This window comes from Priestia sp. Y58 (genome assembly GCF_029522095.1).
Taxonomy (GTDB): Bacteria; Bacillota; Bacilli; order Bacillales; family Bacillaceae_H; genus Priestia; species Priestia megaterium_E.
The window spans coordinates 95,795-121,152 of the sequence record NZ_JAKWFL010000011.1; the positions used below are offsets into that span (position 1 = coordinate 95,795).

Here is a 25,358-nt window from a genome sequence, read left to right on the forward strand (position 1 = left end):
ATGACCGTCGAATTAAAAGTAGTAGAACTAGTTTTGCAAGAGCGTATCGCCACAATTTCGTTTAACAGGCCGGATGCCTTAAATGCATTAAACGAAGAAGTGCTAGAGCAGTTTATTCAATGTTTAAAAGTTGTCGAAGAAAGCGAAGCGGACTTTTTAATAGTAAAAGGAAACGGAAAAGTATTTTCAGCAGGCGGAGATATTAATATGATGATGTCACCTTCACAATCAGAACGTTTTGAGCAGGTGATGGATTTGATTAATGAAGCCGTACTGACTTTATACAGCCTTCCTCAAATGACGATAAGTGTACTGCACGGTGCGGCAGCAGGGCTAGGGCTCAGCATTGCGCTTGCTTCTGATTATATTATTGCAGAAAGACACACAAAAATTGCGATGAATTTTATCGGTATTGCTCTAATTCCAGACGGAGGCGGTCACTTTTTACTAGAAAAGCGCATCGGTGCTCATCGTGCAAAACAGCTGATTTGGGAAGGAAAGACATTAAAAGCAGAGGAAGCTCATCAATTTGGCATAATTGATGAAATAAAAGAAGGAGATTTGGCGAAGCATGTAGAAGATTATCTCTCATATTGGCTAAAAAAACCTTCACGTGCTTTGAAGGAAACAAAGCGAATTTATGTGGAGACATCTGTTTCACAATTAAAGCAAGTGCTTGCGCTTGAGAAAAGAAGTCAGTTTGCTATGAGCCAAAGTTCGGATCATAAGGAAGGTGTACGTGCGTTTCTGGAAAAGCGAGCGCCTGTTTTTAATCAAAGTGAAAAAGATATTTCCGAAAATTAAGTGAACTAGTTTAAAAGCCAATATTTTTGTCTATCATATTGATAGAGCATGTTTAAAAGTTGCAAAACAGTGGTAACACAAGATAATGTAGAAACTAATGAGGTGATTGGAAATGAACAAAACAGATTTAGTAAACGCAGTGGCAACAAAATCAGAGTTAACAAAAGCAGATGCATCTAAAGCGGTTGACGCATTACTAGAAACAATTTCATCAACGCTAGGTGAAGGTGAAAAAATTCAGTTAATCGGCTTCGGTACATTTGAAGTACGCGAGCGTGCTGCTCGTACAGGCCGTAACCCTCAAACGGGTGAAGAAATGCAAATTCCAGCATCAAAAGTACCGGCATTTAAAGCTGGTAAAGAACTAAAAGAAGCTGTAAAGTAATATAAAACGCCGGAAAGCTAAATCTTTCCGGCGTTTTGTATTAACGATGAAACAATACAAGCTTTCCGCTAGAGCTAACGCATCGATGTGTTTTTTCTAAATAGGCAAGCTCTTCTAACTTTTTGGTGCCTATAGTCTTTGCTTCTGTATCAGAAGCTGCTTCGAAACTTTCATCTATTAATTTTTCTCCAGTCTTTTCAAAAGCGGTTAATGTGTAAGTACTCATAAAATCTACTCTCCTCTTATAGTATAATTGTAAGCGTATTCAACATATTTCTCGTCCTATTCCCCTAAATCCTGCTAAGGTTTACAGATATCATTTTTTTCCATACAATAAACATAGGTTTATTTACAAAGGAGGAATTAAATGTCTCTTTCTATCCGTGAAGTTTCAAAAAGGTACGGTGAATTTACAGCTGTAAATGAGCTATCCTTGCAAATTCCAAAAGGCGAAGTGTTTGGTTTTTTAGGTGCAAACGGTGCTGGCAAAACGACGACGTTTCGAATGATTTTAGGGCTCATTGAACCAACCTCAGGTCACATCCAATGGAACGATAAATCTTTAACTTACAGTAGAAGTCATCTAGTTGGCTACCTTCCAGAAGAAAGGGGATTGTATCCGAAATTAAAAGTCAAAGATCAGCTTGTGTACCTTGGACGGCTGCGCGGAATGAAAAAAGCGAACGTGCTGCAAGAAATGGAGCACTGGTTATCTCGGTTTAATATTCCTCAATATGCTTCGAAAAAAGTAGAAGAGCTATCCAAAGGAAATCAGCAAAAAATTCAATTTATTGCCTCCGTTATTCATCGTCCCGAGCTGCTTATTTTAGATGAACCTTTTAGCGGCTTGGATCCTGTAAACGTAGAGGTACTAAAAGAAGCGGTACTTGACTTGAAAAAACGCGGAACGACGATTGTTTTTTCAAGTCATCGAATGGAACATGTGGAAGAACTTTGTGAATATTTATGTATTATGCATCATGGCACGCCTGTTGTGTATGGAAGGCTGCCGGAGATCAAGCGTTCATTTGGCAAGAAAAACGTCATTGTACACGGAAAAGGTCCGTTTGAGAGAATTACAGAGCTTGAAGGCGTTGTAAAGGTGAAAAAAACGGTTGAAGGCATGATTGTTCAAATTCAACATGAATCCGTATCGCAACTCATTTTTCAAGAACTTAAACACTTTTCATTTGTATCTAAATTTGCAGTGGAAGAGCCTTCATTAAATGATATTTTCATTGAAAAGGTAGGTGCTTCCTATGAATAAATTTTGGGTCATTGTCTTTCATACATATCTTAATAAATTAAAAACAAAATCTTTTATTATTACAACGATTATTACTGCTCTTATTCTAGTTGCTCTTACAAATATGGAGAAAATTATCGACGTTTTTAATTCAGACGATAACGGTACAAATGTTGGTGTCATCTATGAAGTGGAAAGCGTATATACGTTGTTCAAACAAAACGTAAATGCCATGGATAAAGACATTCATTTAAAAGAATTTACGTCTGAGTCTAAGGCAAAGCAAGCGGTAAAAAGCGGGGAGCTCGATAGCTATTTACTTTTATCTTTAAACGATAAGCAGCTGCCTCAAGCTGTGTACAAAGCTAACTCTTTGGCCGAATCAAATCTTTCTTCTACCTTAGAACAGGCGGTACAGCAAACCAAAGTGGCTATGGCTACAGTGAAAATCGGGTTAGAAGAAAAGCAAATTGATCAGCTTTACAGCCCTGTTTCATTTAAAAAAGAAGCGTTAGTTGAAAATGCCAAAACAGAACAAGAGCTAAATCAAGCAAGAGGTCTTGTGTATGTGCTGCTGTTTGTTATTTATTTTGCCGTTATCATGTATGGGAGCATGATTGCGATGGAAGTAGCTACTGAAAAATCATCCCGCGTTATGGAGATCCTTGTATCGAGCGTATCACCTATTACACAAATGTTTGCTAAAATCATTGGAATTGCACTGCTCAGCTTAACACAGCTTGCAGTGATACTGAGCGTGGGCTACACATCGTTAAAAGCCAGTGTAGAAACAAATCATAACGGCATCTTTTCTTATCTCGGATTTAATGATGTTCCGCTGACTACATTCGTGTATGCATTTGTCTTTTTCATATTGGGATACTTTCTTTTTGCTACGCTCGCGGCTTTTTTAGGTTCTCTTGTGAGCCGTATTGAAGATGTACAGCAAATGATTACGCCCATGACCCTTGTGATTGTGGCCGCTTTTTTAATTGCTATGTTTGGACTTGGTGATCCTGAAACCACAATCATTACGGTCACATCTTTTATCCCATTTTTTGCTCCGATGATTATGTTTTTACGTGTAGGTATGTTAAATGTTCCTGTGTGGGAAGTGAGTGTATCGATAGGGATTTTAGTTGTGACGATTACTGCTTTAGCTATATTTGGTGCCCGTGTGTATAAAGGAGGAGTCCTTATGTATGGGCAATCTACCTCTTTTAAAGATATTAAAAAGGCGCTGCAGTTAACGAAAAAAGAAACATAAAGAAGCGAGAGGCTGAGACAAAAGTAGTTTAGTCGAAGGAAGGTCCGAACGAACAACCTAGATTCTTGATTGAGAATCCAACTCGTTCGGATTTTTTTATTGCTATGGTAACCATAGTTTTCATATATGTGGCTGCTTCTAGCTGTGTATTGGAGAGCAAGACGAAGACTCCTACGGGAAAAGCGGAATAGGTGAGACCCCCGCAGGAGCGGAAGCGACGAGGAGGCTCAGCGCCCTCCCGTGGAAAGCGAAGTCTTGCACGGAAATTAACAGCGGTATCTCAAGCAGTTCAGCTCCTTTATCCAATTTGTTCATCTTTAGATTGCATTGATTTTGTTATGTTGCAATCTCATCTTGTGTGAAAAAGCGTCTACCCGTGCATTCGGTGCCAAGCGATGGTAAAATGAAATGTAAAGAGCTGTAAATAAGCGGACGAAGCGATAAGAGCTTTGCTATCAAATACATAGAATGAAGTGGTAAGGAGGAAAAGATCATGACAAAAGGAATTGCTCAATACGAAGTAGGAGAGCAAGTTGATCTTTATTTTTTAATTAAATCCTCAACGAGAGGAATTGCAAGCAATGGAAAGCCATTTTTAACGGTAATCCTGCAGGATAAAACAGGTGATATTGAAGCCAAGCTGTGGGATGCTTCCCCAGATGACGAGGAAAATTATGCTGCTCAAAAGATTGTGCGAGCTGCTGGAGAAGTAATGAATTACCGCGGGCGCAACCAGCTGAAAATACGCAACATTCGTCCTGCACAGCCCCAGGACGGAGTGCGCACATCTGACTTTTTAGAAGTGGCACCTTTATCTCAAGAAGAAATGGTCGAACATATTACAAAGAGTATATTCGAAATGAAAAATTCGAATGTCCAGCGCATTACTCGCCATTTGTTTAAAAAATATCAAACGGAATTTCTAGAATATCCGGCAGCAACTAAAAATCACCATGAGTTTGTATCGGGACTTGCCTACCATGTGGTGTCTATGCTGAAGCTGGCTGAGTCATTTTCAACCCTTTATCCAAGCTTAAACCGCGACTTGCTGTACGCTGGAGTTATTCTTCATGACCTTGGCAAAGTATTTGAACTTTCAGGTCCTGTTTCGACGATATACACAGTCGAAGGGAACCTGCTTGGCCATATTTCGATTATGGTGAATGAAATTGGAAAAGCGGCAGAAGAATTAGCGATCGAAGGAGAAGAGGTTATGCTTCTTCAGCACCTTGTATTATCGCATCACGGTAAGGAAGAGTGGGGAAGTCCGAAAAAGCCGTTAATTAAAGAGGCTGAGATGCTTCATTTGATTGACAATGTAGACGCTAAAATGAATATGCTGGACCGAGCATTAACAAAAGTGAAGCCCGGTGAGTTTACAGAGCGTATTTTTGCACTTGATAATCGCTCATTTTATAAACCAACGATTGATTAAAAAGGTATAAGTCTTTCTTCCTTCGCATATAGTGGTTGTAAATAACTGTGATGGGGGATCAATATATGGTGACACTACCAATTTGGATTTATTTAGTTGTAGCAGGCATTTTCTTTAGTGGATTTATGGCGATTCGTGCTGCACAACATGATAAGCAAGTGGATGATTCGTTTATTGAAAAAGAGGGACAAGTCTTCATCGAAAGAATGCAAGTGGAAAAAGAAAGACGCAACAGCGATTCCATCTGATTATATAAAAGAGCCTGTCACATGAGTGACAGGCTCTTAGCATTACTGCTGAGGAGTTTCTACGCCAGATTGACTATCTGTCGCACCTTCTTCGAAAATTGGTTTTACATTTTTATCTTTGACTTCCACTTTTGCTTTATCAAGCTCTTTTTGAATCTTCTTGTTTGCTTCTGCTTGATCTACTTTTGAACGTTTGATTTGCTGCTCAAGTTCGGGTTTCTTTTTCTCAAACGATTCTACTTTCTTTTTATCGACTAGTTTAATGATATGGTAGCCGTACTCTGTTTTGATTGGTTTACTTACTTCACCTTTTTTCAGCTTGTAAGCCGCTTCTTCAAATTCTTTAACCATTTGGCCTTCACCGAAGTAGCCTAAATCCCCGCCGTTAGCGGCAGACTGCTGATCCGTTGAATATTCTTTTGCCAGACTAGCAAAGTCCTCGCCTTTTTTGATTTTCGCTTCCACTTCGTTTGCTGTTTTCTCGTCTTTTACTAAAATATGACTTGCGCGAATTTGAGGTTTTTGAGCTTTATACTCATCATAAGCTTTTTTCACTTCTTTGTCCGATACTTTAATGCCTGCTGTAGCAGCTTTTTCACGGAGAATATCAACTTTTAGCATATCTTTGACTTCTTTTTCGCCTTTTTGCTTAATAACTGAATCCACCTGATCACCGTATTGTTCTCTTAGAATGTTCAGCTGCTGATCAAGCTCTTTATCCGTTACTTTATATTTTTTACTCAATACTTTTTCTTCGGTAACGCTTCGTACGAGTGTATTAAATTGGTCTTGTCCGATTGTATCTTTCATTTGCTTATACAAATCACCTTGAGTGATATTGCCTGCTTTTGTTTCTACAATTACTTTTGAAGAATCGTTTGCATTTGAAGCATCATTTCCCCCACTGCATGCTGATAAAGCAACGAGACTGGCTGCCGTTGTTAGTGCAACTAAGCTTTTTTTCATACGTAAACACTCCTACTCATCATTTTTACTTATGTAGCTTGACTCAAGATTTACTATATCACATTTCCTGATGTTAGCAAATGAAGTTAAAACCACGTAAATTTACATTTATTTTCCACTAAGCATGGAGTGATTATACGCTTATGATGGCTTTTTTATAAAGCGTTTTCAAAATGGTGGACAAACTCACAGAGTAATCTCCAAACGAGAAGCAAGAGAAATAAATTATGGAGTTTGGGCTAAAAGCCTAGACGTTTTTTGAGCTGATGCATAAGATGCAGTATTAGTAAACAAAGGGGGTGCTCAAATGAGCGGATGCGGACATGGAGGCGGTTTTGCACTATTAGTTGTACTGTTTATCTTATTAGTCATTGTTGGTTGTGCATGTTACCACTAGGAAACAGATGAATATAAAAGGAAAGGGGCGATAGATATGGGTTCTTACGGATGCGGATACGGCAGTGGATTTGCGCTATTAGTCGTATTATTCATCTTATTAGTTATCATCGGAGCTAGCTGTTTTTGCTAAGCCTATAAAAAAGCGGTGAGACATCTCACCGTTTTTTATGTAAATGATACTTCAATATAAGATGAAACTAATAAAATGGTAATTAATACATTAATCGTACGAAAAACTTTAGGCTGTTTTTCAGCTGGAATTTCTTTTTGAATACACAATGTATTTGTTAGTGCATTGATGTAGAATAAAATGAATAGTGCAAATACAATAAAGAATATGTACATAAAAATCCCCCTAACAAAATCAGTGTGACGAAGACAAAAAGTCTTATAGTCATTTATATAGTACAGCTTTGTATGAATTTACAAATATCTATATTAACATTACCAAAAAAGCGGTAAAATAGATAGTTATATATACAGTTGAGCAAAGAATTTCAAAAGGTATTTACACAGAAATGCGGTTTTTATTTTATAAAGGGTAGTTAAGAAGTTGAGAAATAGGTTTTAAACGAAATAGCAAAGTGAATGGATAAGAATGAGTAACAATTACCCATTGTGCAAAAGGATTGTTAAAAAGGACAGAGGGATTTATATTAATATATGCAGTGAGTACATAATCAGTATATGAAAATCTTTATACGGTGCTACTTAAACAGGAAATGTGAATGACGCAGAAAGAATTATTTGGAAGAACATGAATGAATCATGTACAATATGGAGTAGAGGTATATGAACGTTGAAGGAGTAGGGGAAGCGGATGGAAACTTTAGAATCTCGAGTATCACGTTTAGAATATTACATAAAACTGTTATCTGGGACATCTGAACAAGAAGCTAAACCATTTATTGATTTAGTGGTAAGAAATCAGCTTACAAAGAAGGAAGTAGAGGAAATTTTAATTCTGTGTGAAGATACAAAAAACGAATATATTGAGCAAAAAGCGGAAGGTCTAACAGACTTTGTTCCGCTTCTTACACAATTTGTTGGCATGCTGAATTATAAATTAACTCCCAGAGAGACGGTCGAATCGCTTCGTTATCAACCTTCTTATCAAGATGTGATGAATGAATTTTTTGAAATTATTCAATGGATAAGGGACTAACCATTAAGAGTTTGAAATAGTCTCCTGGTGGTTCTCTTTATCTTTCTTGACAAGCTTGCCATCTTCTTCAGTGAATTCTTCTTCGATATGATGGAAAGATCGCTCGAAGATATCCATAAAATCTTCACCGTAAATTTTGCGGATGACGGTCATTAGTTCCATAAACTCAGGGAATTTGCCGTACAAGTCGCGCAACGGAAGTGCGCCGCTGAACACTGAATTATTAGAAGGTTCGTAATGTTCCATTAAATCTAATAAAATGGCCTCGCCTTTATCTGTCAGCTGAATGTACGTATTTCGCTTGTCGCTTTCTTTTTTAGAAAACTCAAGTAAACCTCGTTCTTCTAGTTTTTTGGAGAAGTTAAATGCAGTAGAAACGTGCATAACTCCAAATTTGGCAATTTCGGAAATGGAAGCCCCGTTTAAATGATATGAAATCCATAAAATATGATGCTCGTTAATATTAAGGTCATAAGGCTTAATCCATTGCTGCCAATCTTTCTCTACGGTTTTCCAAAGGGCTTTACTTAATTGGGCAATGCGTTGGCTAAATAGAAGTGCTTCTTTCAAACTGTAATCTTGATCACTAGTCTTTTTCATCTTCTCCCACCTACTTAGTCTCTTTTTTTATTTATCTTCTATTATGCCAATAAAATAAAAAATTATAAAGATGTAAATTTACAAAATTTTAAAAAATTAAAAAAGAAGGCGTTTTAACCTTCTTTTTTGTCAATTTTTTCATTGGGATTTTTAGTTGTCTGTACATGTTCCTCTAGGTTTGACAAAGAATTTTGGATTTCTTTCAAATGATGCTGAAGGGATTCCTTATGAGGGACAATTTCTTTTTTAAACTGACCAAGGGTAGTGGAAAGGTCACTTGCGATATTTTTCACTATAGTATTTCCTTCTCTGGCGGTCATTTGTACTTGTTGAGAAACAGCTTTTATTTTTGTTGAGAGCTCTTGTTGTGAAGCGTTAACTCGGTCTTTTCGAGAGCTAACACGCTGTTTAAGTTCTCGTCCTGAATATGGGGTAACAAGAAGCGTTGTAATAGCGGCTACGGTGCTTCCGATTACTGCTCCAGCTGCTAGTTTTTTCATTCTACTCATTATTTATTTCCTCCTATGTAGTAAAGTAATTGCTAACACTTCCTTCTGACATAATCATAAAAAAATAGCATAGATTTATACAAAAGAAGGAGGTTATCAACATGGGGTAGCTTTATTCATTCTTTTGGTGATTAGCCTGAGTTTTTTTCTGGCTGCCTTTAAATGGTTTAGCCTTACGACTAGAACGGCATCATATCCACCTAAACATGTGCTGAAACAAAAGTCTCTTACATGTGCGACAGTGGCTTTTGCGAGTTTTTTATTGGCGCTTATACTTTATTATGTAACCTAGGATGGAGAACTTAAACCTTTATTACATAGTAAGTCTTCATACCTATTGTATGAGCTGCAAATGAAATTTAAGTGAAAAGCATTCTGTACCATTTCTTTTTTAACAAAAAGTTAAGAGCCGAACCGCAGGCTGTTTCTAAAAGATCAGCAACATACTATAAATGAATCGTTTTATCTAAAGGTCCGCCACGCTTTGGCGGGCCTTAGCTTTTGGTGTAAAAAAAGAGCCTGATTCTTAATTAAATCAGGCTCTTGACGTTACGATAATTTTGCTTTGATACTTGTGCGTTTTAGAACGGATTGAACAATTGGATAAATAACGATCATAACGATTGTATTTACTACTGTTGCAGGTAATACAACCGCAGCAACAAGTGCCATGACGCTATTTCCGCCCGGTAAGCCGACGATTAGCGCGGCAGCTGACAAGAATACGGTTCCTGATACGAGCGTGCCAACAGCTGTTAAAGCAGCAGCAACTGGTGTTTTCATGCCTATTGCTTTTTTCACAAGCATAAATAATGCAAAGAAAACAAATGCTGTAATTGGTTTATCAATCAAGTTTGCAATTTGTCCGCCAGGAAAGCTTGTTGTTAAAGCGGAAATAACCGCTGTGGTTAAGCTAACCAATGCAACATTTTTTACGCTAGGAAACAACAGGATTGCTAAAAACATCATCGTTAACATCATATCTGGTTTCATTCCAAATAAAATAGGAGGTACCACCGTGTGGAGAACCGCTCCAATTCCGACTAATAACGCTAAAGAAACTAAAACCTTTGTATTCATTTCTCATCTCTCCTCTTCTAAGCTAAGCTCGAAATATACCAATAGTGCGTCTATGCCCATTGCATATATTTACATACTGATTATAACATATTTATGTGAAAAAAGGATCAGTTAATTCTGCCAATTATGCGTTTGCCTGTGCAAATTCATCCATAAAGGCGGCAAGAGCTTCACACGCTTCAAGCGGTACAGCATTGTAAATAGAAGCGCGGCATCCGCCGATTGAACGGTGTCCAGCTAATCCTACGAAGCCTTTTTCTTTTGCTTGCTGTAAAAACGCAGCCGTTAACTCATCGGTTGGTAAAGTAAACGTTACGTTCATAATTGATCGGCTTTCCTCTGTAGCGTGAGGGGTATAGAAACCATTTGAACGTTCCATGCTTGTGTAGAGTAACTTAGCTTTTTTATGATTTTGGGCTTCAATTGCTTTAACGCCACCTTGTTCTTTAATCCAATCTAAAACAAGTGAAAGCATGTAAATGCCAAACGTTGGAGGAGTGTTGTAAAGAGAGTTGCTCTTTACGTGTGTCTCATAATTCAGCATTGTTGGTAAACCTTCAGGAATACGTTTAAGTAATTCTTTCTTCAAAATGACAACCGTGACACCAGATGGTCCGAGGTTTTTCTGAGCACCAGCATAAATGAGTGAGAACTTAGATACATCAATTTGACGGCAAAGAATGTCGCTTGACATGTCGGCAATTAAGTCTACTCCTTCGATAGAAGGATAGTCAGCCCATTGTGTACCAAAAATGGTATTGTTGGACGTGATATGCAAGTACCCAATCTCTTCTTTTGGAAGCTTTACATCATCTAAAGCTGGAATAGAGCGGTAGTTCTCTTCTTTAGTAGAAGCAACAACTGCTGTTTTTCCAAGTTTCTTTGCTTCTTTTAATGCTTTTTCCGACCATGATCCCGTTAGTACATATGCACCGACTTGATCGGGAGATAAAAAGTTCATTGGAATCATAGAGAATTGCAGGCTTGCTCCGCCCTGCAGGAATAAAATTTCATGCGTATCTGGAATGTTAAGCAATTCCGTGAGTGTTTCTTTAGCATGTGTTAATACATCTTCAAACTCTTTGCTGCGGTGTGATAATTCCATCACAGACATACCCGTATTTTTAAAATTAACTAGCTCCTCTTGAGCAAGTTGTAAGACAGGTAGGGGAAGCGCAGACGGACCTGCATTAAAATTATAAGCTCTGTTTAACGTAATCACATTAATTCCTCCTCAAATTAGTTCGAACACTCATCATACAAAATGGCTAATGACTGATGTCAGAAAGAATATCATTATACTATCATGAAAACCATTGATTGTGGAGGTAACTTTTCAAAAATTTAAATTAATCTGTAAAGAGAAAATAATAGAAAAAAGATAATTAAAAAGTATACGCAAACATGTTTTGGCAAACATGTAAATGAAATGTTTATATGCTATACTGATGGAAGAAATAATGTGGAGGAACAGAATGAGAGTATTAAAATATGCCATATTAGGGCTCTTAGATCAGAAGGAGCTCAGCGGGTATGACATTACCAGACTTTTTAAAGAAGAGGTCGGTAATTTTTGGAGTGCTAAGCACAGCCAGATTTATCCTGAGTTAAAGCGATTAACAGAAGAGGGATTTATTCGCTATGAAACCGTGATTCAAGGCAAGAAATTAGAAAAAAAGATGTATTCGATAACGGAAGAAGGAAGAGCCGAGTTAAGCAAGTGGCTCACTACGATTGATCCTATTCCTGAAACAACTAAAGATGAATTTATGTTAAAAGCTTATTTTGCTTCATCCATGTCAATAGAAGAGTTAAAGCAACAAATAGATAATCAGCTATCAAGCAGGAAAGTGAAGCTAACTTTTTTAAAGAAACGAATGGATGACCTTTTGGAACAAGTTAATCATCACATTACCGTTTCGTCTCCTCAATTTGGTCATTATTTGGTGCTATCTCGCGCTCAAGACCGGGAGACAAGCTATATCAATTGGCTTGAACGTACGCTGAATTTAATTGAAAAAGAACAATAAGAAAAGGTGAGCGGATCATGACTTGGTGCATAAAATCATTTCAAGAGCTGACAAACGATGAACTTTATGAAATTCTACAAGTTCGCACCGCTATTTTTGTTGTCGAACAGAAGTGTGCTTACTTAGAAGTAGATGGAAAAGACAAACTTGCTTATCACTTGTTCAAAAAAGAGAATGAGAAAATTATCGCATACCTTAGAGTTTTACCAAAAGGAATTAGCTATCGGGAAGCTTCTCTTGGACGCATTATTGTAGAACAAGCACAGCGCGGTACAGGTCTTGGAAGAGAACTAGTAGCAAGAGGAATTGATTTTTTAGAAAATGAGTTGCACGAGAAGACAATTAAAATTCAAGCTCAAAGCAGACTTCAAACATTTTATGAATCGTTTGGTTTTAGACCTATTTCCGATATTTATTCAGATGAAGGGCTTCCCCACCTAGATATGCTAAAGACACCTTAGAAACTTCACCAATTGTGTGAAGTTTTTCTATTTCTGAAACGGGTAAGGTGAAAGAAAGATGTTAGGCTTTAGTACTGCGCAGATAGAATCGATATGACTACTACTAAATTAGTAATTTATGAATAAGATAGATAGTGAATTTGTTTCTTTTTACTTATTCTTTGATTTTAAGTAAGTGATATATTGAAGAAAGTAATAATATTGTATATAATGATTTTTGTAACAAAAATGTAACAATTACGTAATATTCTTAATATTTATTAGGAAAGAAATTTGTTGTACATATTGCTTGGAGGCATTTTTATGAGTGCAAAAGAAAAGAAAAATAGGTATATATATAGTTTGGATGGACTTCGAGCTTTCGCTGTTATGTCTGTCATTGCCTATCACTTAGGATTTGGGTGGGCATCTGGAGGATTTCTAGGAGTTGACGTTTTCTTTGTATTATCAGGGTATTTAATTACCTCGATTTTACTCGTGCAATCTTGGGAAAATCCTTTGGGAAATTTGAAGCATTTTTGGATCAGCCGAACGAGAAGACTTCTTCCAGCTGTGTATGTGATGGTAGTATTAACTGCAGCGTGGGTTATTTTATTTAACCGGCCATTGTTAACAACGCTACGAGGCGATGCATTATCGTCTATTTTTTATATGAGTAACTGGTGGTTTATTTTTCATAAAGTTTCATATTTTGATAGTTTTGGGTCACCGTCACCATTAAAGAACTTATGGTCACTTGCTATCGAAGAGCAGTTTTATATTGTGTGGCCACTTGTTTTATTGTTGGGTTTAAAATTTATCAAAAAGAGAGGAATTCTTTCTCTATTCATTTTAGCTGGAGTAATGGCCTCCGCTATTCTAATGTCTTTTTTATATGAGCCAGGAGGAGATCCTAGCCGCATTTATTATGGAACCGATACTCGGCTGTTTGCCCTTTTAATCGGCTGTTTACTTGCATTTGTCTGGCCGATGTATCGTTTGTCATCAAAAAATCTTCCAGCCGTAGGCAAGCAAGTATTAAACGCGGTAAGTATGGTGAGTTTCTTTGTATTTATTCTCTGCGTATGGAGCGTTGATGAGTATACTCATGCATCTTTCCTTTATCAAGGTGGAATGCTGCTGATTTGTTTAAACGCTGCTGTACTGGTTGCAACGATTAGTCATCCTAGTAGTTTTTTAGGAAAAGCTCTGTCGTTTAAACCGCTTCGCTGGCTTGGTACTAGATCATACGGTATCTATTTGTGGCATTATCCGGTTATTGTTCTTACAACGCCTGTATCCGAGATTGGCCGCCCGGTCTATTGGCATGCGCTGTTACAAGTAGGCCTTACATTTATCATTGCTGAACTTTCTTACCGTTACATCGAAGTACCTATCCGCACACGCGGCTTTCGCTATTATTTCCGGCACTACCATCCGAGAGAGCTTTTTAAATGGCGTAATCTCTCTCGTTCGAGACAAGCGGTTTTGGGCAGTCTCATTTTCTTTTTGGCGTTGTTTACAGCGGATATGACAAGCTTTGCTATTAGTACGCAACAAAAGGATGAAACGGCAGCAAAAGAGACAGAGGTTAAAATTCAAACGAATCATAAAGAAAATGCTTCAACTTCTGTCAAAGACAAGAACAAAGCGGATGATAAAAAAGCAGAGAACGCGGAAAAGAGTTCCGGGGAAGAAAAATCTGATGCCAAAGAAAAACAGCAGCCGCATTCTTACAGAGATGTTCTTGCGATTGGAGACTCGGTCATGCTGGATATTGCTCCTAATCTTAAAGAGATGCCGCTTAGCATTACGATTGACGGAAAAGTAGGAAGGCAGCTCAATGAAGCACTGCAGCTAACTCCTAGCTATCAAGCATTTAATAACGCGAACAGCGCAGTGATTATTGAGTTAGGAACAAACGGCTATTTTACAAACGAAGAACTTGAACAACTGGTAAAAGCTTTTTCACACGCAGACGTTTACTTAGTGAATACGCGCGTTCCTCGTTCGTGGGAAAGCACCGTGAACAAGAACTTGAAAGCTGCTTCTGAAAAGTTTGATCACGTCACGCTCGTAGATTGGTACTCAGAGGCTTCTAAGCACCCTGAATACTTTACATCAGATGGTGTCCACTTGGTACCTGAAGGATCAAGAGCATTAACAAAATTGATTGAAGAACGTATGAATTTAGAAGTTAAGGCAGAAAGTCGTTCATAATAAGTGAAAAGCCGCACGATGTTTTATATCATAAACTGATTAAACATGTGTCAAATGAATAGATAAAATAAAAAAAGCTTACATGTGTAAGCTTTTTTTGTTTCAAGAAAGGCGAGAAGAAATATTGCCAGCGATTTCTTGAAGTTTTTCAGGCGTGTATTCGCTTGTATGCTCTTTCCATACAGCACCGAATCCATCGCCTTCCCCATAGCGAGGAATAATGTGCATATGATAATGAAACACGGATTGACCAGCTTTTTCACCATTATTATTTAAGATATTTAAGCCGATTGGGCTGTATGTTTCTTTAATTGCATTTGCGATTTGAGGAACCACTTCAAACAAATTGCGCGCAATTTCCGGCGTTAGTTCGTGAATGTCTTTTTTATGTACTTTTGGAATCACCAGCGTATGACCTTTTGTTACTTGACTAATGTCTAAAAAAGCTAATACATGTTCATTTTCAAATACTTTTGCACCTGGGATTTCACCGCGAATAATTTTGCAAAAAATACAGTTTTCATCATGTGTGCTCATTATGTTCACCTTCCGTTACCAATATAAATGTATGGGTATACATGTACGTTTATTTTACCACAAAGTAGAAATGCAATCAGCAGGCAAGAAATAGCTGCTGGCATTTTATACACAAAAACGGGATGCAAACGATTATGCATCCCGTCATGTGAAGAAGGAAAAAATAGCTTTTAATGCAGCATATGATCTTTAAGGAACACCTCATTTACGTAATTGCATTGCCTAATGAAACAGTAACTTGAAAAAGTATATGCTCTTTAACAAACACCTCATTTAAGCATTGAGCTAAAAAATATACAATGTGAACGAAATCCTTCTTGGTCTTTGACAAACACCTCATTTACACAGTAATAAATGAACATTATTGTCTACCCATTATATATATTCTTACTACGTTCATGATTACCATCCCCTTATGAATCAAACATACATCGATTTACAATAAGGTTTTCTGAAATATGCCTGCTGTAGACACCTCATCCCAAATGTAAGAAGCTTTGTAATGATTAGTTGTAATCAATAACTTGTTTTCCTTCTTCCCTATATAGAATGTCCCGATATTTTGATTATATTCTGGAAAAATTAACCGAAAAAAATTGAAAACGATGTGAGGAAGAAAAAGATTTGGTACAATAGAGCAAATAGCGCTTGCGCTTGGAGACAAAAAAGAACAAATAAAAGGAGATCGTGATGGGTTCTTTATTGCAAATTAATAATATTACAGGGGGATATACAAAAACTCCCGTCTTAAAAGATGTATCGTTTGATGTAAATGCAGGTGAATTAGTTGGGTTAATCGGGTTAAACGGAGCCGGCAAAAGTACAACGATTAAACATATCATTGGATTAATGGAAGCAAAAAAAGGAAGTGTATCCATTAATAATAAAACCTTTCAACAAGACCCAACAGGTTATCGAAGTCAGTTTACGTTTATTCCAGAAACTCCTGTGCTATACGATGAATTAACATTAAAAGAACATTTAGATATGACAGCTATGGCTTATGGACTTGAGCCTCAAACATATGAAGCCCGTCTGCAGCCGCTTTTAAAAGAATTTCGTTTAGACCGGAAGTTAAAATGGTTCCCTGCGCATTTTTCAAAAGGAATGAAGCAGAAGGTTATGATTATGTGCGCTTTTTTGGTTCAGCCGTCTCTTTATATTATTGATGAACCTTTTTTAGGTTTAGACCCGCTTGGTATTCAATCTTTACTTGATTTGATGACGGATATGAAAAAGCAAGGTGCAGGCATTTTAATGTCCACACACATTTTGGCGACCGCGGAACGCTACTGCGATAAATTTGTTATTTTACATAACGGAGAAGTAAGAGCGCAAGGAACGCTTAAAGACCTTCAAGAAGAATTTCAAATGCGCAATGCTACTCTTGATGAAATTTATATTGAATTAACAAAGGAAGAAGGCTATGAGTAAGATTGATGCATTATGGAAGCAACGGTTTCAGCAGTATTTAGTGGATATAAGAAGATATACAAAATATATCTTAAATGACCACATTAAATTAGTGTTAATTTTTGCGATTGGCGGTTTGGCCTACTATTATCAACAGTGGTTGAGTACATTAACACCTGCGTTTCCTTCGGCTGTAGTCATTGCGATACTTATGGGATTGATTTTAACCATGGGTCAAATTCAAACGTTTTTAAAACGACCTGATTTAGTCTTTTTACTTCCTTTGGAGACGAAGCTGCAGCCTTATTTTAAAAAATCTTTTTGGTTTACCTTTACGATTCAGCTTTATATTTTATTATTTGCAACTGGTGCAGCAGCACCTCTTCATGTAAAGGTAATGCATGATTCTTACTCAAACGTTTTTGTGTTTTTTCTGCTATTACTCATCTTGAAAGTTGTAAACTTAGGCATGTCTTGGTGGGCCGTATGGTTTGAAGAAAAGTGGGCAAAGTGGACAGATTATATCGTCAGGTTTTTCTTGAACGCAGTTTTTACGTACTTCTTATTTTCCCATGCATACGTATTGTTTACAGGAGTCGTAGCGGTGATTATGATTGCGCTAGCCATTTATTATCGCTCGCTTACAAAAAGAAAGCCGATTAAATGGGAAAAGCTAATTGACTTAGAAGAAAAGCGCATGGGCTATTTTTATCGATTAGCTAATTTATTTACGGACGTTCCTCAGGTAAAAGAGCGAGTTAAACGCCGTAGATATTTAGATTGGCTAGTAGCACGTATTCCATTTCGTCAAAGTGCCACTTACCATTACTTGTACACCAGAACATTTTTGCGATCAGGAGATTATTTAAGTTTGCTCGTTCGCTTAACTGTCATTGGCGGATTTTTAATTGTGGCTGCGCCGTTTCAATATGGCAATATAGTGGTTGTTTTATTTGTTGTGTACATGACGGGTTTTCAATTACTCCCGCTTTGGAAGCAGCACAAACAGATTTTATGGCTTTCTCTTTATCCAGTTGAAGCCAAAGAACGGAAAAAGGCATTTTTGGACGTATGGAAAAAAGCGCTGTATGTACAAATTCTTGTGCTCGCCATAGCGGTGGCTTTTTCTAATATAGTTGCTGCACTGCTTTCCGTGGCAGCAGGTGCTATATTTATTCACTTATTTATAAATGCATATGTAAATAAAAAATTAACGTAAAAAAGCTCCGAATGGAGCTTTTTTTACGTTTTTAGACTACTTTTGTGACGAAGATAATATCCGAAAGCGATAGACGTTCATCGCTACTTTTGTGAGATGATCAAGAAGCTGATAATTAGCATACGCACCTACAACAGCTCCAATTCCCGGCATCAGCTGAAACATTTTCACAACATCAATGTAGTCGCGGTATTCTTGTTGAAAAGCTTCCCAATCAAGCTCAAGAAGTTCCTCTTTCTTTTCCTCCCAGTTTTCTACTACTTCGAGCAGCTTCGTTCTATGGTCATCGCTGCAAAAAGCAAGATGAAAAATATACAGCATATAAATGCGCTCTTCTTTTTCTTTTACATCAAAACCATACGTAGCGGCAATGTCAAATAAGCACTTCATTTTTATGGAAAGAAGAAGCGGGAAATCTGCTGCACCTAAAAGGAGACCGCCTGCACCAGTACCAGCTCCTTCTACAGCAGCAGTTTTTTTGTACTTAGGTATGAGCTCCAAAATTTTTTTCTCTTTTTCTTCAAACGAAAGACCGCTGACATCTCTTTTTTTAGTGGTGAAATCGGATCCAACAAGCGTGGTTTCAACCATTTTTTTTATGCTTTCAGTCATAACCTTATGGACTTTAGCAGGTATTTTTTCATTTATTTTAAGCTGTAAAGATTTTGCGGTCCGTTGAAATTTAGAAGGTCGTTTCAATATACTGAATTTCCAGTGTTCAGCTTCTTGTAACATTTTTTCTTCATACGTATTCAAAAAAGTCACCTCATTTCAGTCGATATAAATACTACGTTTTAAGTGAGAAAAAGGTTCCTGAAATAAAACAACAAGCACTCGTCTGCTTATCCGTACGAATGCTTGCTGAATGATTAATTCGCTTTTATTACGTTTTTAGAAGGAGCTTGTTCTCTTAAATACTCAACAGCAGCCGTACCAAGCGTTTTAGCTGCGATAAGCATTGCTTTTTCGTTAAAATCAAATTTAGGATGATGATGAGGATAAGGAGCATCTACACCTTCTGGCTGAGCTCCTGTAAAGAAGAACGTTCCTTTAATATGCTGCAAATAATAAGAGAAGTCTTCCCCAGTCATGTGAGGCTCCGTTTCTTCGACTGTATGAACTTCATCGATTTGAGAAGCAGCAGAAGCAAGAAAGGCCGTTTCTTCCGGGTGGTTTACGACGGAAGGATAGCCGCGCGTATAACTCAGTTCATAAGAAGCATCAGCTGTTAAGCATGTACCTTGGACGATTCGTTCGATTTCTTTTTCGACATCATTTCGTACATCTTCATTAAATGTTCTTACCGTTCCAATTAGTCGAGCAGAATCAGCAATAATATTAAATGCATTTTCCGCTACAAAAGAACCTATGCTCACAACCGCTGAATCAATTGGGTTTACACGTCTGCTTACAATTTGCTGTAAATTAACAACAAGCTGAGAGGCGATGACGATTGAATCTTTTGTTTTGTGGGGCTGTGCACCGTGTCCGCCTGCTCCTTTGATCGTAATTTCAAAGCGATCAGCAGCAGCCATAATAGGGCCCGTTCGATATTGAACCACACCAGTCGGAGTTAATGACCACAAATGCGTTCCGAATATCGCGTCTACACCGTCTAAGCATCCGTCTTCAATCATGGACTTGGCGCCTCCGGGAGCGTACTCTTCAGCGTGCTGATGAATGAAGACGATTTTACCGGGGAGAGAATCTCTTATTTCAAAAAGCGCTTTAGCAAGGACTAAAAGAGTAGCCGTATGACCATCGTGACCACAAGCATGCATCACACCCGGAACAGTTGATTGATATGGTACATCTTTTTCATCTTGAATAGGAAGGGCATCAAAGTCGGCTCTCAAAGCTACAGTAGGACCAGGGTTTCCTCCTTGAATGCTTGCTACAATACCGTTTCCTCCTACATTTGCTCGGTAAGAAATACCGATTTTATCATAAAAAGATCGAATGTAGGCAGCGGTTTGAAATTCTTTAAAAGACGGTTCTGGATACTGATGCAAATATCGGCGGATTTGAACCATTTCATCAAATTTTTCTTCAAGTAAAGTATGTAGCTTGGAATTCACGTGACCATATCCTTTCTGTATAAGTTGAATAAAGTTTTGAATTTTTTGACATTTTAATCATTATATCATTATCTATAAAAAAGAAAAGAATGTAAGCGTTGTTATTGAAAAAAGTAATTGAATCATGAAATATTTTATATACATAATAGATACATAAGGTGAGGAATAGGGATAAAGAATGAGTTTTTTACCAATTTTCTCATGAAATAATAGGAGGTAACAATATGGTAGATTCACAAACTGTATCCCTGTACAAAAAATTGATGTGGATGTTTGGGGGGGCAGGTCTCGTTTTTTTAGGAGTGTTGTTTGTTGTGTCGACAGATTCTTTTCAAGGAGACCACTGGCTTGTTTCAGCTATAGATGACAGCACTATTCTTCAGTCAGCGTCATCTGTTTTTCATGGCTTGTCTTTTTTAGCTTCAAAAGTGATGATTATGGTTCTTTTAGCTGTACTTCTCGTTTTTTTATTTTTCAAAAAGGACTATATCGGTATGATATCGGCATTTTTACTTATTTTAAGCGGTGATATTATTAATAAAGCAGTTAAAGATGCGGTAGAACGAGGACGTCCTCTTGAAGGCATCGAAGGCTACAGTTTTCCAAGCGGCCATGCGATGATGGGAATTCTTATCTATGGTCTGATTATCTTTTTTCTCACAAAGCATATGAACAGTCAAAAGGTAGCCAAGCGGTATCAGCTTGCAATTACTTTAATCGTTTTATTAATAGGTGTGAGCCGTATTCTATTAAGAGAACATTTTTTAACAGATGTCTTAGCTGGCTACAGCTTAGGGCTTATGTGGCTTATTGTAGGCATTTTCTTCTATACGCTCGTTTATGCGTATGTAAAGCCATCAGCGGAAAAAGAGTTTCCAAAAGGCATGTAAAAAATATATACATATGGCCCCCTTCATAAAAAGAAGGGGGCTTTTGTTTAAACTAAGAACATCGCGACAATTGTTGTAACGACTAATCCAATCGCTACAGGTTTTAAATTACGTCTGGCGAGTTCAAACGGACTGACTCCGCAAATCGCAGCAGCTGGAATCAACGCCCATGGAATCAACGTGCCTCCCCCAACCCAAATCGCAGCAATTTGCCCTAAAGCAGTTAGGGTGGCAGCGCCCGATCCTAAAGCAGATGCAAATAAATGAGAGACAGAGCCTACAAGTGAAATGCCTGAAAAGCCTGAACCGTCTAATCCGGTAATAGCTCCTAGAGCAGTTATCGTTACAGTGGCGACCTGTGCGGTTAACGGCACAGTGGAAGCAAGCGCAACGCCTAGGTCATTTACAAGTCCATGTGATCCTTTCGGAAGAAAGTCACCAATGATTGTTGTGAATCCAGCATCTCCTAAATAGAAAAAAGCTGCAATGGGAATAACGGGACCGAATACTTTAAAACCAAACTGCAAGCCTTCAATCAAGTAGGAAGTTGTTTGTTCGAGACCTTTTCCTTTGTGAGCAATAAGTGAAACCACCACTAAAATAAATAGGGCTGTGCCACCAACGAGAGCAGTCGCATCTCCTCCCTGTAAATGAAGGGTGAACATTGCCCATACGTCTATAGCAAAGAAAAGGGGAACTATAATGGCTAAAGCCCGGCGTATTGAAGAAGAAAGAGGTGTGGACTGTACAGAAGAACTGTTTGTTAACATTGTCGGTTGAACGTGAATTCTATTATGCTTCATATCTTGTTTTAAAAAGTAAAAAGCAGAGAGTGTCGTAACAACTCCCATCACAATGACAAGAGGGACACTTGCTTGAACCACCTCGTGAACTGGAAGACCTGCTGCGTCAGCTGTTATCTTAGGAGCAGCTTGAATAACAAAGTCTCCTGAAAGCGCAACGCCGTGGCCGAATAAATTCATCGCTACAGCTACGCCTATAGCTGGAAGCCCTACGCGGATGGCCACTGGTAAAAGCACGGCTCCAAGTAAAGCAACGGCTGGAGAAGGCCAGAAAAAATAGGAGATGGTCATCATAACTAATCCAATAACCCAATAGGCAAGAGCAGGTGTTTTAATGAGACGAGCAAAAGGTGAAATCATCGATTCATTTATTCCTGTAGCCATTAAGACTTTACTCATGGATACAATAATTGAAATAATTAAAATGGTAGGAAGCAGTTCTGTAATGGCATAAATGAAGCTGGAAAAAACGGCGCTGACGGAGTGGCTTAACGAAGAGGTAGCCGTTAAGGAAAGCAAAAAAATCCCGAGTATACAAAGGATACTCGTATCTCGCCGCATAATCATAAAGCCGATAATGAAGGCGATAAAAAGGACATACATCCAATGAAGAGCTCCAAGCTCTATGCCCATAAAAATTCCTCCCAATAGGTGATGTAGTATACAATATGACGTTTGTGCCTATTGTGATACTCGCCTACTAGGAGGATGTTTACTTATTTAACTACGTGGTATGAGGTCACATAAGAAGGGCGAGAGAAAATCGATGGCTGCTGATCCACGCCTTCTGACGTACCGCGTTTTTTGTGTGCTTCATTATAGGCTTTTGAAGACTGCCAATCGCTAAATGAACTTTCATCTTTCCATCCTGTAAAGATAATGTATGTGTCATTTTGCAGTGGACGAAGCACACGAATAGCTGAAAAGCCTGCTTCATTTTCAATTAAACGAGCTCGTTGGCTAAACCGCTGTTCAAACAAGGGGCGGCCTTCATCTGTAACTGAAATATTATTTAGTACAGCAAATCCGCTATCTGCAAGATCTCCAGAAGCATCTAATACTTCATAAGCATGTCCTTCTTTAAAAATTGTATCTCCATCTGTTTCGTGGACTAGTGCAAATTGATCGTCATCTTTGTGAAGCAGTAACAAACGTTCACTCGGATGTTCGTCGATCAACTTCTGAAGGTAAGGGCCTGTTCCGTAAGTAATAAAGATCTTCATGGATTATACTTCCTTTCTAATTGGGAATTGCATACAATTTACAATTGTAAATCATACTAAAATTATAAAATTTTACACACAAAAATTCAAAAATTGTGAACTTCTAATGAAGATGGTAAAGTAAAACATTGATGAAGTTGTTTTCCATATTATCAAAAGTTTAGCGAAAGAAAAGGGGTGGCACGATGTACAAAAAAGGCTTATACGCAATTGCTGCCTTAGCTGGAATTTTTCTATTAGGATTGATTGGATATATTATCATCTTGTTTCTTGGAAACTATGTAATTGATGAGAAAAAAATCGTCATGGACTCTGCTACGAGGTTAGTGGACGAAAATGGAGACGAATTAACAAAGCTCTATGTGAAAAATCGGGACTTGGTTTCAATTGATAAGATTCCAAAGCATGTGCAACAAGCATTTATTTCAATTGAAGACGTTCGTTTTTATGAACATCACGGAATCGATTTTAAATCTATTGGCCGAGCATTATACCGAGATATATTGGCTGGAGGAAGTGTTGAAGGAGGAAGCACTTTAACACAGCAGCTGGCTAAAAATGTGTTTTTATCGAATGATAAAACGTTGCTTAGAAAAACAAAAGAAGTAGTGGTGGCCATTAACCTGGAGCAGCGTTACAGTAAGCAAAAACTGCTTGAAATGTATTTGAACCAAATATACTTTGGACACGGAGCCTATGGAATCCAAGCTGCATCCAAGCTTTACTTCAATAAAGATGTCTCCGAATTAACGGTAGAAGAAGGTGCACTGCTCGCTGCACTGCCAAAAGCACCGAATTCTTATTCTCCTATTTTACATCCAGAAAAAAGTATAGAACGTAGAAATGTTGTGTTAAATGCCATGCAAAAAGCAGGTTATTTATCAGCTGAAAAAAATGTCCGTTTGCAAGGAAGAACGCTGGGGTTGAACGTAAAGGAACAGGCTAAAAACCCAGCGTATTTAACCTATATCGATATGGTTATTCAAGAAGCAGAGAAGAAATACAGCATTTCGAGCAATGAGCTTCTGCGTGGCGGTTATACGGTCAAAGTACCTATGAGTACAAAAGTACAAGAAGCCGCCTACGAGCTGATGAAAGAAAATCGTTATTTTCCAGGTACAGATAACAGTGCCCAAGGTGCTTTTGTATTAGTGGATAACAAAAGCGGAGGAGTTTTATCTGTTATGGGAGGACGAGATTATGTACAAAAATCGCTCAATCGCGTAAATGTCAAAAGACAGCCAGGTTCTACGATGAAACCTATTGCGGTATATGGCCCTGCATTAGAAGAAGGTCAATTCAAGCCTTATTCCTTGCTGCAAGACAAGCTTAGAAGCTACGGGGGATACACACCTAAAAATGTAGACGGCCAATATGCTAAAAAGGTAACGATGTACGATGCCCTAAAAGATTCTAAAAACGCAGCTGCCGTCTGGACATTGAATCAGCTAGGAGTTGAAACAAGTAAGCAGTATCTCACAAAGCTAGGAATTCCTTTAGAAGATAAAGGGCTTGCGATTGCTCTTGGAGGGTTAAAGGAAGGAATTACACCGCTTCAATTAGCAGGAGCGTACCGGGCATTTGCTGAAAACGGAGAAAACATCCAACCGTACTTTATTCAAGAAATAAAAGATCAAGACGGAAAAGTAATTGCAAAAGCTGTTCCCGACACTCACAAAGCATTTTCAAAACAAACGGCTTGGTATATGACAAAGATGCTTCAAGTAGTTGTTAAAGAAGGAACGGCAAAAAATGGAGAGTTTAAAGGAGAGTTAGCAGGAAAAACAGGGTCTACTTCGTATACGAATGTTAAAGGAGCCACAAGAGATGCTTGGTTTGTTGGATATACCCCAGATGTTGTAGGAAGCGTGTGGATGGGATATGATTCTACAAATGACCAGCACTATTTAACAAAAGGAAGTTCTTATCCGACTCTATTATTTAAAGACATTCTGACAAGAGCTGGTTACGACGAAGCTTCATTTCAAAAGCCAGTAGGTGTTAAAGATCTGCCAAAACCAATACGCTTAGAGCAAGTTAAAGACTTAAAACAAGAATTAACATTCCACCCATTTGGTTTGCTAACGGTAAATTTATCGTGGACACCTTCACCTGATAAAAGAGCTGTTTATTATGTTTATGAGAAAAAAGGAGATAAAGCCGAAGTAATTGGCAAAGTGAAGGGAAAAGGAGCATTTGAAAAAGAGCGGGTGAATCTGCTCGACAGTCCTACTTATTATGTAGTTCCTTACAATTCCCAAACAAAACAAAAAGGAAAAAAATCTAACGAAGTAACACCTGCTCTTTTTCAATAAAATAAGGAAGAGTAGGGCGAATTTTTGACATTTTTAGCAGGTGGCTATACAAGTCGTAAAGAAATGGGTATAGTGACAAGTAGAGA

Annotated in this window: 29 protein-coding genes and 1 pseudogene; 18 read left to right on the plus strand and 12 right to left on the minus strand. The window is 38.0% G+C overall.

The window, feature by feature from the left end:
* A complete protein-coding gene (locus MMB68_RS24295) occupies positions 1 to 804 on the plus strand; it encodes an enoyl-CoA hydratase (protein WP_013055304.1) in 804 nt (267 codons plus the stop codon).
* Positions 805 to 916: 112 nt separating this feature from the next.
* Positions 917 to 1,189: an HU family DNA-binding protein gene (locus tag MMB68_RS24300; protein ID WP_013055305.1), complete on the plus strand. Its 273-nt coding sequence runs from the start codon at positions 917 to 919 to the stop codon at positions 1,187 to 1,189.
* A 40-nt stretch (positions 1,190 to 1,229) separates the two neighbouring features.
* On the opposite strand, the gene MMB68_RS24305 is transcribed toward MMB68_RS24300, so the two are convergent.
* On the minus strand, positions 1,230 to 1,415 hold the full coding sequence (locus MMB68_RS24305; RefSeq protein ID WP_269871622.1) for a YhzD family protein: 186 nt from the start codon (positions 1,413 to 1,415) through the stop codon (positions 1,230 to 1,232).
* 141 nt (positions 1,416 to 1,556) lie between these two features.
* Here MMB68_RS24305 and MMB68_RS24310 point away from each other — a divergent pair, with 141 nt between their 5' ends.
* From MMB68_RS24310 to MMB68_RS24330, 5 genes and pseudogenes are all read left to right on the plus strand, one after another.
* The gene (locus MMB68_RS24310; protein ID WP_029320779.1) at positions 1,557 to 2,456 is read left to right on the plus strand and encodes an ABC transporter ATP-binding protein; all 900 of its coding nucleotides are present in this window, start codon (positions 1,557 to 1,559) and stop codon (positions 2,454 to 2,456) included.
* Positions 2,449 to 3,702: an ABC transporter permease gene (locus tag MMB68_RS24315; protein ID WP_221785149.1), complete on the plus strand. Its 1,254-nt coding sequence runs from the start codon at positions 2,449 to 2,451 to the stop codon at positions 3,700 to 3,702. The genes MMB68_RS24310 and MMB68_RS24315 overlap by 8 nt, the downstream gene beginning before the upstream one ends.
* A 148-nt stretch (positions 3,703 to 3,850) precedes the next feature.
* A pseudogene (locus MMB68_RS24320) lies at positions 3,851 to 4,064 on the plus strand (hypothetical protein).
* Positions 4,065 to 4,195: 131 nt separating this feature from the next.
* Positions 4,196 to 5,137: a 3'-5' exoribonuclease YhaM gene (gene yhaM, locus MMB68_RS24325; RefSeq protein ID WP_013055309.1), complete on the plus strand. Its 942-nt coding sequence runs from the start codon at positions 4,196 to 4,198 to the stop codon at positions 5,135 to 5,137.
* 65 nt (positions 5,138 to 5,202) lie between these two features.
* Positions 5,203 to 5,385, plus strand: coding sequence for a sporulation YhaL family protein (locus tag MMB68_RS24330; protein ID WP_013055310.1), 183 nt, complete (start codon positions 5,203 to 5,205; stop codon positions 5,383 to 5,385).
* A gap of 42 nt (positions 5,386 to 5,427) precedes the next feature.
* On the opposite strand, the gene MMB68_RS24335 is transcribed toward MMB68_RS24330, so the two are convergent.
* Positions 5,428 to 6,351: a peptidylprolyl isomerase gene (locus MMB68_RS24335; RefSeq protein ID WP_221785148.1), complete on the minus strand. Its 924-nt coding sequence runs from the start codon at positions 6,349 to 6,351 to the stop codon at positions 5,428 to 5,430.
* A 307-nt stretch (positions 6,352 to 6,658) separates the two neighbouring features.
* On the opposite strand from MMB68_RS24335, the gene MMB68_RS24340 reads away from it, so the two are divergent.
* Both MMB68_RS24340 and MMB68_RS24345 read left to right on the plus strand, forming a co-directional pair.
* Positions 6,659 to 6,748: a YjcZ family sporulation protein gene (locus MMB68_RS24340; protein WP_078081447.1), complete on the plus strand. Its 90-nt coding sequence runs from the start codon at positions 6,659 to 6,661 to the stop codon at positions 6,746 to 6,748.
* A gap of 36 nt (positions 6,749 to 6,784) precedes the next feature.
* Entirely contained in the window at positions 6,785 to 6,880 is a 96-nt protein-coding gene (locus tag MMB68_RS24345) for a YjcZ family sporulation protein (protein ID WP_016762974.1), read from the plus strand.
* 35 nt (positions 6,881 to 6,915) lie between these two features.
* On the opposite strand, the gene MMB68_RS24350 is transcribed toward MMB68_RS24345, so the two are convergent.
* Entirely contained in the window at positions 6,916 to 7,095 is a 180-nt protein-coding gene (locus MMB68_RS24350) for a hypothetical protein (protein WP_013055312.1), read from the minus strand.
* Between the two features lie 475 nt (positions 7,096 to 7,570).
* Between MMB68_RS24350 and MMB68_RS24355 the strand changes: the two genes are divergently transcribed.
* Positions 7,571 to 7,915, plus strand: a complete 345-nt coding sequence (locus MMB68_RS24355; protein WP_013081673.1) for a DUF1878 family protein — start codon at positions 7,571 to 7,573, stop codon at positions 7,913 to 7,915.
* Between the two features lie 3 nt (positions 7,916 to 7,918).
* Here MMB68_RS24355 and MMB68_RS24360 read toward each other — a convergent pair whose 3' ends face one another.
* Entirely contained in the window at positions 7,919 to 8,515 is a 597-nt protein-coding gene (locus MMB68_RS24360; RefSeq protein WP_014461677.1) for an HTH-type transcriptional regulator Hpr, read from the minus strand.
* Between the two features lie 113 nt (positions 8,516 to 8,628).
* On the minus strand, positions 8,629 to 9,024 hold the full coding sequence (locus MMB68_RS24365; RefSeq protein WP_221785147.1) for a YtxH domain-containing protein: 396 nt from the start codon (positions 9,022 to 9,024) through the stop codon (positions 8,629 to 8,631).
* A gap of 118 nt (positions 9,025 to 9,142) precedes the next feature.
* Here MMB68_RS24365 and yhzF point away from each other — a divergent pair, with 118 nt between their 5' ends.
* Positions 9,143 to 9,316, plus strand: a complete 174-nt coding sequence (gene yhzF / locus MMB68_RS27585) for a membrane protein YhzF (protein ID WP_481861947.1) — start codon at positions 9,143 to 9,145, stop codon at positions 9,314 to 9,316.
* A 257-nt stretch (positions 9,317 to 9,573) separates the two neighbouring features.
* Here the strand turns inward: yhzF and MMB68_RS24370 are convergent, their stop codons facing one another.
* Entirely contained in the window at positions 9,574 to 10,104 is a 531-nt protein-coding gene (locus tag MMB68_RS24370; RefSeq protein ID WP_221785146.1) for a tryptophan transporter, read from the minus strand.
* A gap of 124 nt (positions 10,105 to 10,228) precedes the next feature.
* A complete protein-coding gene (gene serC / locus MMB68_RS24375; protein WP_050689474.1) occupies positions 10,229 to 11,326 on the minus strand; it encodes a 3-phosphoserine/phosphohydroxythreonine transaminase in 1,098 nt (365 codons plus the stop codon).
* A 253-nt stretch (positions 11,327 to 11,579) separates the two neighbouring features.
* On the opposite strand from serC, the gene MMB68_RS24380 reads away from it, so the two are divergent.
* From MMB68_RS24380 to MMB68_RS24390, 3 genes are all read left to right on the plus strand, one after another.
* Entirely contained in the window at positions 11,580 to 12,134 is a 555-nt protein-coding gene (locus MMB68_RS24380) for a PadR family transcriptional regulator (protein WP_025752934.1), read from the plus strand.
* A 17-nt stretch (positions 12,135 to 12,151) separates the two neighbouring features.
* Positions 12,152 to 12,595 carry a GNAT family N-acetyltransferase gene (locus MMB68_RS24385; protein ID WP_195695444.1) on the plus strand — a complete coding sequence of 148 codons (444 nt, stop codon included), beginning with the start codon at positions 12,152 to 12,154 and terminating at the stop codon, positions 12,593 to 12,595.
* Positions 12,596 to 12,898: 303 nt separating this feature from the next.
* Positions 12,899 to 14,794 (plus strand): acyltransferase family protein, encoded by a 1,896-nt coding sequence (locus tag MMB68_RS24390; protein WP_221785145.1) that lies wholly within the window; start codon positions 12,899 to 12,901, stop codon positions 14,792 to 14,794.
* A gap of 102 nt (positions 14,795 to 14,896) precedes the next feature.
* Here MMB68_RS24390 and MMB68_RS24395 read toward each other — a convergent pair whose 3' ends face one another.
* Entirely contained in the window at positions 14,897 to 15,331 is a 435-nt protein-coding gene (locus tag MMB68_RS24395; RefSeq protein ID WP_014461670.1) for an HIT family protein, read from the minus strand.
* 690 nt (positions 15,332 to 16,021) lie between these two features.
* Between MMB68_RS24395 and MMB68_RS24400 the strand changes: the two genes are divergently transcribed.
* Positions 16,022 to 16,765, plus strand: a complete 744-nt coding sequence (locus tag MMB68_RS24400) for an ABC transporter ATP-binding protein (RefSeq protein ID WP_013055321.1) — start codon at positions 16,022 to 16,024, stop codon at positions 16,763 to 16,765.
* Positions 16,758 to 17,963 carry an ABC transporter permease gene (locus tag MMB68_RS24405; RefSeq protein ID WP_221785144.1) on the plus strand — a complete coding sequence of 402 codons (1,206 nt, stop codon included), beginning with the start codon at positions 16,758 to 16,760 and terminating at the stop codon, positions 17,961 to 17,963. The genes MMB68_RS24400 and MMB68_RS24405 overlap by 8 nt, the downstream gene beginning before the upstream one ends.
* A gap of 36 nt (positions 17,964 to 17,999) precedes the next feature.
* Here MMB68_RS24405 and MMB68_RS24410 read toward each other — a convergent pair whose 3' ends face one another.
* Together MMB68_RS24410 and MMB68_RS24415 are read right to left on the minus strand one after the other, a co-directional pair.
* Positions 18,000 to 18,719, minus strand: a complete 720-nt coding sequence (locus tag MMB68_RS24410; protein WP_269871620.1) for an EcsC family protein — start codon at positions 18,717 to 18,719, stop codon at positions 18,000 to 18,002.
* Between the two features lie 113 nt (positions 18,720 to 18,832).
* A complete protein-coding gene (locus MMB68_RS24415) occupies positions 18,833 to 20,041 on the minus strand; it encodes a M20 family metallopeptidase (protein ID WP_016762982.1) in 1,209 nt (402 codons plus the stop codon).
* Between the two features lie 224 nt (positions 20,042 to 20,265).
* Here MMB68_RS24415 and MMB68_RS24420 point away from each other — a divergent pair, with 224 nt between their 5' ends.
* Positions 20,266 to 20,931 (plus strand): phosphatase PAP2 family protein, encoded by a 666-nt coding sequence (locus MMB68_RS24420; RefSeq protein WP_264408870.1) that lies wholly within the window; start codon positions 20,266 to 20,268, stop codon positions 20,929 to 20,931.
* 47 nt (positions 20,932 to 20,978) lie between these two features.
* On the opposite strand, the gene MMB68_RS24425 is transcribed toward MMB68_RS24420, so the two are convergent.
* Positions 20,979 to 22,367: a hypothetical protein gene (locus MMB68_RS24425; protein WP_047931562.1), complete on the minus strand. Its 1,389-nt coding sequence runs from the start codon at positions 22,365 to 22,367 to the stop codon at positions 20,979 to 20,981.
* An 83-nt stretch (positions 22,368 to 22,450) separates the two neighbouring features.
* Complete coding sequence (locus MMB68_RS24430) at positions 22,451 to 22,957, minus strand: antibiotic biosynthesis monooxygenase family protein (protein ID WP_013055327.1); 507 nt, start codon at positions 22,955 to 22,957, stop codon at positions 22,451 to 22,453.
* Between the two features lie 185 nt (positions 22,958 to 23,142).
* Here MMB68_RS24430 and MMB68_RS24435 point away from each other — a divergent pair, with 185 nt between their 5' ends.
* A complete protein-coding gene (locus tag MMB68_RS24435) occupies positions 23,143 to 25,272 on the plus strand; it encodes a transglycosylase domain-containing protein (RefSeq protein WP_221785139.1) in 2,130 nt (709 codons plus the stop codon).
* Positions 25,273 to 25,358: the final 86 nt, after the last annotated feature.